Annotated in this window: 10 protein-coding genes; all 10 read left to right on the forward strand. The window is 65.9% G+C overall.

The window, feature by feature from the left end; genetic code table 11:
• The first annotated feature begins 239 nt into the window (after positions 1-239).
• The gene (locus AC07XB_RS38335; protein WP_492376000.1) at positions 240-1,103 is read left to right on the forward strand and encodes a CorC family transporter; all 864 of its coding nucleotides are present in this window, start codon (positions 240-242) and stop codon (positions 1,101-1,103) included.
• Positions 1,100-2,707, forward strand: a complete 1,608-nt coding sequence (gene lnt / locus AC07XB_RS38340; protein WP_492813598.1) for an apolipoprotein N-acyltransferase — start codon at positions 1,100-1,102, stop codon at positions 2,705-2,707. The genes AC07XB_RS38335 and lnt overlap by 4 nt, the downstream gene beginning before the upstream one ends.
• Before the next feature lie 470 nt (positions 2,708-3,177).
• Positions 3,178-4,128, forward strand: a complete 951-nt coding sequence (gene glyQ, locus AC07XB_RS38345) for a glycine--tRNA ligase subunit alpha (protein ID WP_492833093.1) — start codon at positions 3,178-3,180, stop codon at positions 4,126-4,128.
• Positions 4,125-4,781 carry a hypothetical protein gene (locus AC07XB_RS38350; RefSeq protein WP_492376003.1) on the forward strand — a complete coding sequence of 219 codons (657 nt, stop codon included), beginning with the start codon at positions 4,125-4,127 and terminating at the stop codon, positions 4,779-4,781. Before glyQ ends, AC07XB_RS38350 begins: the two co-directional genes overlap by 4 nt.
• Positions 4,782-4,817: 36 nt before the next feature.
• Positions 4,818-6,950 (forward strand): glycine--tRNA ligase subunit beta, encoded by a 2,133-nt coding sequence (glyS, locus tag AC07XB_RS38355; RefSeq protein ID WP_492376004.1) that lies wholly within the window; start codon positions 4,818-4,820, stop codon positions 6,948-6,950.
• A gap of 29 nt (positions 6,951-6,979) precedes the next feature.
• Positions 6,980-7,558, forward strand: a complete 579-nt coding sequence (gene gmhB / locus AC07XB_RS38360; RefSeq protein WP_492376005.1) for a D-glycero-beta-D-manno-heptose 1,7-bisphosphate 7-phosphatase — start codon at positions 6,980-6,982, stop codon at positions 7,556-7,558.
• Between the two features lie 17 nt (positions 7,559-7,575).
• A complete protein-coding gene (locus AC07XB_RS38365) occupies positions 7,576-8,328 on the forward strand; it encodes a lysophospholipid acyltransferase family protein (protein WP_043343766.1) in 753 nt (250 codons plus the stop codon).
• Positions 8,325-9,209, forward strand: a complete 885-nt coding sequence (locus tag AC07XB_RS38370) for a M48 family metallopeptidase (protein WP_492833095.1) — start codon at positions 8,325-8,327, stop codon at positions 9,207-9,209. Before AC07XB_RS38365 ends, AC07XB_RS38370 begins: the two co-directional genes overlap by 4 nt.
• A gap of 116 nt (positions 9,210-9,325) precedes the next feature.
• A complete protein-coding gene (gene gloA, locus AC07XB_RS38375) occupies positions 9,326-9,733 on the forward strand; it encodes a lactoylglutathione lyase (RefSeq protein ID WP_006162781.1) in 408 nt (135 codons plus the stop codon).
• 55 nt (positions 9,734-9,788) lie between these two features.
• On the forward strand, positions 9,789-10,643 hold the full coding sequence (locus AC07XB_RS38380) for a DMT family transporter (protein ID WP_492376016.1): 855 nt from the start codon (positions 9,789-9,791) through the stop codon (positions 10,641-10,643).
• Positions 10,644-10,815: the final 172 nt, after the last annotated feature.

The raw sequence follows: 10,815 nt of genomic DNA on the forward strand, positions 1-10,815 counted from the left end.
GCGCCTTCTTTGCCTACTTTCTTGGCAAGACAAGAAAGTAGGTCGCCGCCCCGCAGGGGTGGTGAAACCGCAGTTGCAGTTAAGCGGTTGCAGTTGCAGTTGCCCTTGACGTCAATCCAGCTGAAGCCAATTTTCCTGTCGCAGTTGCCATTCCAAACCCCACCAAACCTCCCCTATCACTGCCCCCAAACCCTTTTAGTGTATCCTTCAACCGATATCCACCCCGCGCTCGTCGCGCCATGAACGACCCTTATCCCAGTTCGAAGTCAGCCGACCGTCCCCGATCCCTGCTCGAACGGCTCTCGGATTTCATCTCTCCGGAGCCAGACTCCCGTGCCGAATTGCTCGAGGTGCTCCAGGATGCGCATGCGCGCAACCTGATCGACGCCGACTCGCTTTCCATGATCGAAGGCGTGTTCCAGGTATCCGAACTCACCGCGCGCGACATCATGGTCCCCCGCGGCCAGATGGACACCGTCAATATCGCCGATGCGCCGGAGAGCTTCATTCCCTTCATGCGGCAGACAGCGCACTCGCGCTTTCCGGTCTATGAAGGCAGCCGCGACAACATCATCGGCATCCTGCTCGCCAAGGACCTCTTGCGGTATTACACCGATGAAGAGTTCGACCTGCGCGAGACCTTGCGCCCGGCGGTGTTCATTCCCGAGTCCAAGCGCCTCAATATCCTGTTGCGCGACTTCCGCATCAACCGCAACCACATCGCCATGGTGGTGGACGAGTACGGCGGCGTCGCCGGCCTGGTCACCATTGAGGACGTGCTGGAGCAGATCGTGGGCGACATCGAGGATGAGTTCGACCTCGACGAAGACCATGACAATATCGTGCAGCTGCCCGATGGCAGCTGGCGCGTGCATGGACTGACCGAAATCGAGCAGTTCAACGAAACCTTCGGCACGCAATTCTCGGATCACGACGTCGATACCGTGGGCGGCTTGCTGAGCAACCACCTGGGTCACGTGCCGCATCGTGGCGAAGTGGTGGTGTTGCCGCCGATGCGCTTTGAAGTCCTGCGTGCCGACGCCCGCCAGGCGCACCTGATGCTGGTGCGCCGCGAGGCCCCGCCCGACGTGGACGGCGCATGAAGCGCGTTGTCCAGGCATGGTCCGGCGCCGCTAGCGCCGGACGCGACGACGCGCGCGGCGTGAGCCTGCCCCGCCTGCTGCTGGCCGCCGTGCTGGGCGTGGCCCATACCCAGGCCTACGCGCCGCACACCTGGTGGTGGCTGCAACTGCTGTCGCTGGCGGGGCTGGTGGCACTGGTCGCCGATGCGCCGCGCACCCGTGGCGCGGCCGCCACCGGCTACGCCTTCGGCCTCGGCTGGTTCCTCTCCGGCATCTGGTGGCTCTATATCAGCATGCACGTCTATGGCGAGATGCCGGCGTGGATGGCGATGCTTGCCGTGCTGCTGTTCGGCGCCTTCCTCTCGCTCTATCCGGCACTGGCCGCCGCCACGTGGCACTGGCTGGCTGCCCGCCGTACGCGGACAACCTCATTGGCACTGCTTGCGCCACTCGCCTTTGGGGCGGCCTGGGGGCTGTCGGAATGGCTGCGCGGCGTGGTCTTCACCGGCTTTCCGTGGCTGTCGAGCGGCTACGCCCATACCGATGGCCCACTGGCCGGCTTTGCGCCGCTGGTGGGCGTCTATGGCATCGGCGCGCTGGCCGCGACCGTGGCCGCCTTGCTGGTGGCCGCCGCGCGTGGCTTTGGCCGTGGTCGCAATGAGCACGCCAACCCGCATGGCATGCGTGCCGGCGCGATCGCCCTGGCGGCCGCCGTGGCGCTGCCGCTGGCCGGCGCCGCGCTGGTGCCGATCGCCTGGACCACGCCTGCCGGCAAGCCCATTTCGGTGCGGCTGCTGCAGGGCAACGTAGCGCAGGACATCAAGTTCGAGCCGGTCGGCGTGCAGCGCTCGCTCGAGCTTTATCGTGACCTGATCACCGCCGCTCCGGCCGATCTGGTCGTGACGCCGGAGACGGCGTTCCCGGTGATCTTGCAGGACCTGCCTGTGGACATCGCCATCGCGGTGCGCGATTTCACCGTGGCCAGCGGTACCACCGTGCTGTTCGGCGCCGCCGGCGCGGATTCGCCGGTCGATTTCACCAACAGCGTCTTTGGCCTGGGCCCGTTGACCGAACGGCTGTACCGCTACAACAAGCACCACCTGGTGCCGTTCGGCGAGTTCATTCCCTTCGGCTTCCATTGGTTCGTGGACATGATGAAGATGCCGCTGGGGGATTTCCGCCGCGGCGGGCTGGACCAGGCGCCGCTGCCCGTGCGCGGCATCCTGGTGGCGCCCAATATCTGCTACGAGGATCTGTTCGGCGAGGAAATCGCCGAGACCCTGCGCAGCCAGAAGGTGCCGGCCAATATCCTGGCCAACGTGACCAACCTGGCGTGGTTCGGCGACACCATCGCGCTGGACCAGCATCTGCAGATCTCGCGCATGCGCGCGCTGGAAACGCGCCGGCCGATGTTGCGCTCGACCAATACCGGCATGACGGCCGTGGTGACGCCGGACGGCGTGGTGGCGGGACAGCTGCCGACCTTCACCGTCGGCACGCTCACCGCCAATGTGCAGGGCACGCAGGGTTTCACCCCCTACGTGCGTTGGGGCAATGTACCGGCGCTGGCGGCATGCCTGCTGGTGCTGGCACTGGCGGCCTGGCGCCGCCGCCGGCAGGGCTGACGGCGGGCGGGCGGGCCTGCGCCGGGCCAGTCGTCAGGCAGACGCCCCCGCTGCTACCGATAGCAAGGCGGCGGCAATCATCACTGCAATGGCGACGAGATAAGGCTTGCGAGAAAGTAGCGACATGACCGGTGTCCCCGTAACTGGATTGATTCAAACGGTTGCGGCTGTTATGCACAGCTCTGCCTAATACTGTATACAAAAACACTAACGGCCAGTATCCGGCAGGCCTTTAGCACCCTTCGGTGTTTACCCGATTCGTTGCAAAACGCCGACACCACATGCCAGCCCCGCGGGCGGGATTGGACGCCCTGACGTATGCAAGGGCCGTGCCGATGGCTGGCGGCGGCAAAAAAACCGATAGAATTCAGGGTTTGGCACGATCTTCGTGAGGCGCCGCGGCAACTTTGCCGCCACGCCGTCCGCCCTTGCTTGCTGGCCTGCGTGCAGGCCCTTACTAGTCTTCGCCTATGCTGACCTTCCAACAAATGATCCTCACCCTGCAGGCCTACTGGGACCGGCAGGGTTGTGCACTCTTGCAACCTATCGATCTGGAGGTCGGCGCCGGCACCTCGCACGTGCACACCTTCCTGCGCGCGATCGGCCCGGAACCGTGGCGAGCCGCCTATGTGCAGCCGTCGCGCCGCCCCAAGGACGGGCGCTATGGCGAGAACCCCAACCGCCTGCAGCACTACTACCAGTACCAGGTGGTGCTCAAGCCGGCCCCCGAGAACATCCTGGAGCTGTACCTCGGCTCGCTGGAAGCGCTGGGCCTGGACCTGAAGCAAAACGACATCCGCTTCGTCGAGGACGACTGGGAGAACCCCACCCTCGGCGCCTGGGGCCTGGGCTGGGAAGTCTGGCTCAACGGCATGGAAGTCACTCAATTCACCTACTTCCAGCAGGTTGGCGGCATCGACTGCAAGCCCATCACCGGCGAGATCACCTACGGCATCGAGCGCCTGGCGATGTACCTGCAGAAGGTCGAGAACATCTATGACCTGGTGTGGACCGAGTGGGAAGAAAACGGCAAGACGCGCCGCCTGACCTATGGCGACGTCTATCACCAGAACGAAGTGGAGCAATCCACCTACAACTTCGAGCAGAGCAACACCGAGATCCTGTTCCGCCACTTCGCCGAGTACGAGTCCGAGGCCAAGCGCCTGATGGGTGCCGCCGAAGCCACGCAGCAGGACGCATCGGCCGAAGTCACCAAGCGCCTGGCGCTGCCGGCCTACGAGCAACTGCTCAAGGCCGCTCACACATTCAACCTGCTGGATGCGCGCGGCGCGATCTCGGTCACCGAGCGCGCGGCCTACATCGGCCGCATCCGCAACCTGTCGCGGCTGGTGGCCCAGGCCTACTACGACTCGCGCGAGTCGCTCGGCTTCCCGATGTGCGAGCGCGAGGCCACCGCATGACCCGCACAGCGCGCAGCGCGCTATGCCGAGGCGCTGCCCTGGCACTGCTGGCCTTGGGAGCGCATGGCGCCGCCCAGGCCACCGCGCCGATGCCGAGCCCGCAAGTGCTGTACCTGCCGGCCGACCTGTCCAATGTATGCGAGGCCAATCCGCAGGCCCTGCAGCAGGCGATCGACCGGCACTGGCATGGCGCTTTCGGCCCGAACAACTCGCTGGACCAATGGACCCAGCTGGTGCGCACGTTCTCGTGCGATCTCTCGGGCTCCAAGGACCTTGGCTGGCACCGCGTGCCGCTGCGCGCCTATGAAAGCGCAATCCGCTACCCGCTCTCGTGGATTGAGACCGAGACGGTCAACGGGCGGGTGCGCAGGCAGATCAGGACATACTACTCGGCCGCGCAGCTGCCACCCAGGATCGACTTCTGGGTGAGCGGCCGCATCGACGAGATCCGCTACGACAAGCGGCTGCGCCGCCTCGATGCCCGCTTCTTCGCGCCTCGTCCCGCCCCCGGCGGCCGTGGCAGCAGCGCAAGCAACGGCACCAATGGCACCAGCGCAGACACGCAGTGCGTAGCAACCACGCTGCAATTCCGCCAGCAAAACGGCCTGTGGCTGTTGTCCGGCGTAGAACCTACTATTGCACCGCGCTGCTAAAGCGCAGCGCGTGCCACAACTTGTTGGAAACGATTCATGTCGCAACTCCTGACCGATTCGAACGATACGCTGCTGATCGAACTGCTCACCGAAGAGCTGCCGCCCAAGGCGCTGGCACGCTTGGGCGACGCCTTCGCGCAGGGCCTCTTCGCCGGCCTCTCCGAGCGTGGCTTGGTAGGTGACGGCGCCGCCGTGACCGCGTTCGCCACGCCGCGCCGGCTGGCTGCGCTGGTCACCAAAGTGCGCCGTAACGCGCCCGACCGCGAGCAGCGCGAGAAAGTGCTGCCACTGACCGTGGCGCTGGACGCCACCGGCCAGCCCACCGCCCCGCTGGCCAAGAAACTGGTCGCCCTGGCTAAATCGGTAGGCGTCGAGGCGATCGACTGGCAAACCCTGGAGCGCGCCTCCGACGGCAAGGCCGACGCCTTCTTCTACCGCTACACCGCGCGCGGCGCCGAACTGGGCGCCGGGCTGCAGGCAGCGCTGGACGACACCATCGCCAAGCTGCCCATCCCCAAGGTGATGAGCTACCAGCGCCCGGACGGCAGCACGGTGCATTTCGTGCGCCCCGCGCACAGTTTGATCGCACTACTTGGCACCGAGGTGGTGCCGCTCAGCGTGCTGGGGCTGCAGGCGGGCCGCACCACGCGCGGCCATCGCTTCCTCTCCAGCGGCGAGATCGAGATCGCGCATGCAGGCGAATACGCCGCCGTGCTGGCGTCGCAAGGCCACGTGCTGGCCAGCTACGCGGATCGCCGCGAACGCATCCGCACCGCACTGCTGGAGCAGGCGGGCGCCGACCAGGTCGTGATGCCCGATGCGCTGCTCGATGAAGTCAACTCGCTGGTGGAATGGCCGGTGGTCTATCCTTGCCACTTCGAGGAGGCCTTCCTCGAAGTGCCGCAGGAATGCCTGATCCTGACCATGCAGACCAACCAGAAGTACTTCGCGCTGACCGATGCCGCCGGCCACCTGCGCAACCGCTTCCTGGTGGTTTCCAACCTGGCCACCGATACGCCGGAGTCCATCATCAGCGGCAATGAGCGCGTGGTGCGCCCGCGCCTGGCGGACGCCAAATTCTTCTTCGACCAGGATCGCAAGAAGACCCTCGCCTCGCGCGTGCCGCAACTGGCCAACGTGGTCTATCACAACAAGATCGGCACGCAGCTCGACCGCGTGCAGCGCCTGCAGCAGATCGCCGGCCACATCGCCGACGCATTGGCCGCAGCCGGCATTGCCGTGGAAAAGGCGGCCGCCATGCGTGGCGCCGAACTCGCCAAGGCCGACCTGCTGACCGACATGGTGGGCGAATTCCCGGAACTGCAAGGCACCATGGGCACGTACTACGCGCGCCACGACGACGAAGCGCAGAGCGTGGCGCTGGCCTGCTCAGAGCACTACCGCCCGCGCTTTGCCGGCGACGCCCTGCCGGGCAGCCCGGTGAGCCTGGCCGTGGCGCTGGCCGACAAGCTGGAAACGCTGGTGGGCATCTGGGGCATCGGCCTGTCGCCCACCGGCGAGAAGGACCCGTTCGCGCTGCGCCGCCACGCGCTGGGCATCCTGCGCATGCTGGTCGAAACCCCGCTGCCGCTGTCGATCGACGCGCTGCTGGAACTCACCCAGCAAGCCTTCGCCGGCATTGCCGCGGTCAAGCCCGCGCAAGCCGCGATTGCCGATTTCCTGTACGACCGCCTGCGCGGCTACCTGAAGGACAAGGGCTACACCACCCATGAGGTCGAAGCGGTGGTGAGCCTGCGCCCGCAGCGCCTGGACGATATCCTGGCCCGCCTGGAAGCGGTGCGCACCTTTGCCGCCCTGCCCCAGGCCGAAGCGCTGGCCGCGGCCAACAAGCGTATCACCAACATCCTGCGCAAGAACACCGACCCCGTAGGCACGGTGCAGCCGGCCCTGCTCCAGGAAGCCGCCGAAAGCGCGCTGCACAAGGCGGTGGAAAGCGTGCGTCCGCAAGTGGATGCCGCCTTCGCCAACGGCGACTTCGCCACCGCGCTGCGCGACCTGGCACAACTGCGCGAAGCGGTCGACCAGTTCTTCAACGATGTCATGGTGATGGCCGAAGACCCGCAACTGCGCGCCAACCGGCTCGCGCTGCTGGCCTCGCTGCACGTGCTGGCCAATCGCGTGGCCGACATCTCCAAGCTGGCCGCGTAAGCGGGCCGGCACCACAACGGGAAGCCATCATGCCGCAGACACCGCCCAAGCTTGTCGTGCTCGATCGCGATGGGGTCGTCAACCTCGACAGCGACCAGTTCATCAAGACGCCGGACGAATGGATCCCCATCGATGGCAGCCTGGAAGCGATCGCAGCGCTCAACCAGGCCGGCTATCGCGTGGTGATCGTCAGCAACCAGTCCGGCATCGGACGCGGCCTGTTCGAGATGAGCGCGCTCAACGCCATGCACGAGAAGATGCACAAGGCGCTGGCCAACCTTGGCGGGCGCGTCGACGCGGTCTTCTTCTGCCCGCATACGGCGGCGGACGGCTGCGATTGCCGCAAACCCAAGCCCGGCATGCTTGAGCAGCTGGCGGAGCGCTTCGGCGTCGAGCTCAAGGGCGTGCCGCTGGTGGGCGACTCCCTGCGCGACCTCGAAGCCGGGCTGGCGGTAGGCTGCGCCCCGCACCTGGTACTGACCGGCAAAGGCCCCAAGACCGAGAAAAAGGGCGGCCTGCCGACCGGCACGCTGATCCACGACGACCTGCGCGCCTTTGCGCGCTGGCTGCTCACCGGCGATGGCGCCCCGCGCCAGGCCGGCTCCTGAACCCAACTCCCGTACCGATGATTTTTCTCCGCTCCTTGCTGTTCGCGTTGTTCCTCCTGGTACTGACGCCGCCCTATGCCTGCGCGTGCTTCATCGTCTTTCCGTTCATGAACGCCGACCGCCGCTACCGCTTCGTGCGCGGCTGGCCGCGGCTGGTGACCGGTGCGGCCGCGCTGATCTGCGGCATCCGCTACCGCTATGAAGGCCGTGAGCATTTCGATGCCATGCTCGACAAGCCGGTGGTGGTGCTGTCCAAGCACCAGTCGGCGTGGGAAACCGTGGCCTACCTGGCCACCATGCCCAAGCCGATGTGCTTCGTGTTCAAGCGCGAACTACTGATGGTGCCCTTCTTCGGCTGGGCGCTGGGCATGCTCAAGATGGTGCACATCAACCGCAAGGAAGGCACCCGTGCCTTCGCCTCGGCGGTGCGCCAGGGCCGCGAGCGGCTGGCCGAAGGCGCCTGGATCATCATGTTCCCGGAAGGCACGCGCACCCCGTCGGGCCTGGAGAAAACGCGCTACAAGAGCGGCGGCGCCCGCCTTGCGGTGGAGACCGGCGCATGGGTGATCCCGATGGCGGTCAACTCCGGCCGCCTGTGGCCGCGCAACTCGTTCCTCAAGTACCCGGGCCTGATCACGGTCTCCGTCGGCGCGCCGATCTCGTCGGCCAACAAGACGGCCGACCAGGTCAATCAAGAGGTTGAGGCGTGGATCGAACAAGATATGCGTAGAATCGACGCCGAGAGCTACCGGAGCAGAACGCCCGCATGAAATTGCTGCGCCCGCCCCCCGACTCCCCCGGTTCCCAGATGGAGCTGCCGCTGTCCGACGCCCTCACAGGCGAAGACAGGGCGCCCGGCATGGTGCCAGGCGGGTTGACGCCGGCGCAGCCCAACTCCCCAACGGCGCAGCCCTGGCCCCAGCCGCAGCCCAATGCACGACGGCTGCTGGTGGGCGAGCGCGCCGTGCACTACACGCTCAAGCGCTCGTCGCGCCGTACCATCGGCTTCACCGTGGACGACCGCGGCCTGTCCATCACGGCGCCGCGCTGGGTCACGCTGGCCGACATCGAGTCGGCCATTCTGGAAAAGCAGCGCTGGATCTTCAACAAGCTGGGGGAATGGCAGCACCGTGAAGCCCGCCGCGTGCTGCCCACCGTGCAATGGCGCGACGGCGCCAGCCTGCCCTTCCTGGGCAAGCCCATCACGCTGCAGCTGGAGTCTCCGGCCGGCGTGCTGCTGTTCGATGCCCAGACCTGCATCCTTCATCTCGCGCTGCCCGTGCATGCCGACGAGCAGCAGATCAAGGATCGCGTGCAAGGCTGGCTGCAACACCAGGCGCGACGCCTGCTGGCACAGCGGCTCGATATCTACGCGGAAAAGCTCGGCGTGCGGCATAGCGCGTTTGCGCTGACCTCCGCCGCCACGCGCTGGGGCAGTTGCACCGCCGACGGCAAGATCCGCCTGAACTGGCGTTTGATGCATTTTCCGCTGTCGATGATCGACTACGTGGCCGCCCATGAGTTGGCGCATCTCAAGGAGATGAACCACAGCCCGAGGTTCTGGGATACGGTGGCATCGATCTTTCCGGAGTTCCGTGATGCCCGCGCGCAATTGCGGGCCCACCCGCCCGAGTTGCTGCCCACGTTCTAGGCTGGGCCTTTGATTTGAAACGGGGAAATGGCACACCTGGGCCAAGGCAAACCGATTGCTTCCATCCCGTTTAGAATAATCGACCTATCCCAAAACAAGATCAGGCCTCTCCCAAAATGCGACTCCTCCACACCATGCTCCGCGTCGGCGACCTGCAACGCTCGATCGACTTCTACACCCGCATCCTCGGCATGCAGCTGCTGCGCGAGAGCGACAACACCGAATACAAGTACCGCCTCGCCTTCGTCGGCTACGGCCCGGAATCCGAAACCGCCGTGCTAGAGCTGACCTATAACTACGGCGTGGAAAAGTACGAGATGGGCACCGCCTACGGCCATATCGCGCTGGAAACCGATAACGCGGCAGCCACCTGCGAGCGCATCCGCGCCGCCGGCGGCAACGTCGTGCGCGAGGCCGGCCCGGTCAAGGGCGGCACCACGGTGATCGCTTTCGTCGAAGATCCGGACGGCTACAAGATCGAGCTGATCGAGCGCAATTCCACGCGCGACGCCAGCCGTCCTTGAGGTGAGCGCGTCGCTGCCAAGCCGGCGCCCGCTCGACGGCACAGCCGTCACGTTGATGGTGGTCCTGTGCGTGGCCTGGGGACTGCAGCAAGTGGTCATCAAGGCGACGGCGCCACTGATGGGCGCCGTGCTCCAGGCTGGCGTGCGCTCGGCGGTGGCAGCCGTGCTGGTGTTCGGCTTTGCCGCCTGGCGCCGCACGCCGCTGTGGCAACACGACGGCACGCTGGGCGCCGGGCTGCTGGCTGGCCTGCTGTTCGGCGCCGAGTTCTTCTGCATCTTCGTCGGGCTCGGCCACACCACGGCTTCGCGCATGGCGGTGTTCCTCTACACCGCGCCCATCTTTACCGCACTCGGCCTGCATCTGAGCGTCGCCGGCGAACGCCTGCGGCGCGGGCAATGGCTGGGCGTCGGGCTAGCCTTCTGCGGCATGGCCCTGGCCTTTGCCGATGGCATCGCCACGCCGGCCGTGCATGGCGGCAGCACGTTACTGGGCGATGCGCTGGGGATCCTGGCCGGCTTCCTCTGGGCCGCTACCACGGTGGTGGTGCGCGCCAGCCGGCTGGCTTCGGCAGCGCCCAGCAAGACGCTGCTCTATCAACTCGCAGTGTCCGCGGTGATGCTGCTGTCCATGGCGCTTGCAGCCGGGCAGCATCTGCATGCGCGCGTCGACGGCATGGTGGTCGCCAGCCTGTTCTATCAGTCGGTGCTGATTGCATTCGCCAGCTACCTGACGTGGTTCTGGCTACTGCGCCAGTACCTGGCTTCGCGCTTGTCGGTGTTTTCGTTTTTGACGCCGCTGTTCGGGGTGGCGTTTGGCGTGGTGCTGATGCATGACGCCGTGGGCATGCGGTTTGCGATTGCCGCGGTGCTGGTGTTGGGGGGGATTGGGTTGGTGAATCGGCGGGAGTAAAGGGGCTGGGTGTAGTGGCTGCAACTGCAACTGCAACTGCACCTGCACCTGCAAAATCAGCTTCAGATTCAAGGGCTTAACTGCAAATTCAACGACAGTTTCACCACCCCTGCGGGGCGGCGACCTACTTTCTTGTCTTGCCAAGAAAGTAGGCAAAGAAGGCGCGCCGGAT

The organism is Cupriavidus sp. GW821-FHT02F09 (assembly GCF_059421605.1).

Excerpts from the sequence above, each read along its gene's own strand:
- lnt (WP_492813598.1), top strand. The coding sequence starts at position 1,100 with ATGAAGCGCGTTGTCCAGGCATGGTCCGGCGCCGCTAGCGCCGGACGC.
- AC07XB_RS38380 (WP_492376016.1), top strand. The coding sequence starts at position 9,789 with ATGGTGGTCCTGTGCGTGGCCTGGGGACTGCAGCAAGTGGTCATCAAG.
- AC07XB_RS38365 (WP_043343766.1), top strand. The coding sequence starts at position 7,576 with ATGATTTTTCTCCGCTCCTTGCTGTTCGCGTTGTTCCTCCTGGTACTG.
- glyS (WP_492376004.1), top strand. The coding sequence starts at position 4,818 with ATGTCGCAACTCCTGACCGATTCGAACGATACGCTGCTGATCGAACTG.
- gloA (WP_006162781.1), top strand. The coding sequence starts at position 9,326 with ATGCGACTCCTCCACACCATGCTCCGCGTCGGCGACCTGCAACGCTCG.
- AC07XB_RS38370 (WP_492833095.1), top strand. The coding sequence starts at position 8,325 with ATGAAATTGCTGCGCCCGCCCCCCGACTCCCCCGGTTCCCAGATGGAG.
- AC07XB_RS38335 (WP_492376000.1), top strand. The coding sequence starts at position 240 with ATGAACGACCCTTATCCCAGTTCGAAGTCAGCCGACCGTCCCCGATCC.
- gmhB (WP_492376005.1), top strand. The coding sequence starts at position 6,980 with ATGCCGCAGACACCGCCCAAGCTTGTCGTGCTCGATCGCGATGGGGTC.
- AC07XB_RS38350 (WP_492376003.1), top strand. The coding sequence starts at position 4,125 with ATGACCCGCACAGCGCGCAGCGCGCTATGCCGAGGCGCTGCCCTGGCA.
- glyQ (WP_492833093.1), top strand. The coding sequence starts at position 3,178 with ATGCTGACCTTCCAACAAATGATCCTCACCCTGCAGGCCTACTGGGAC.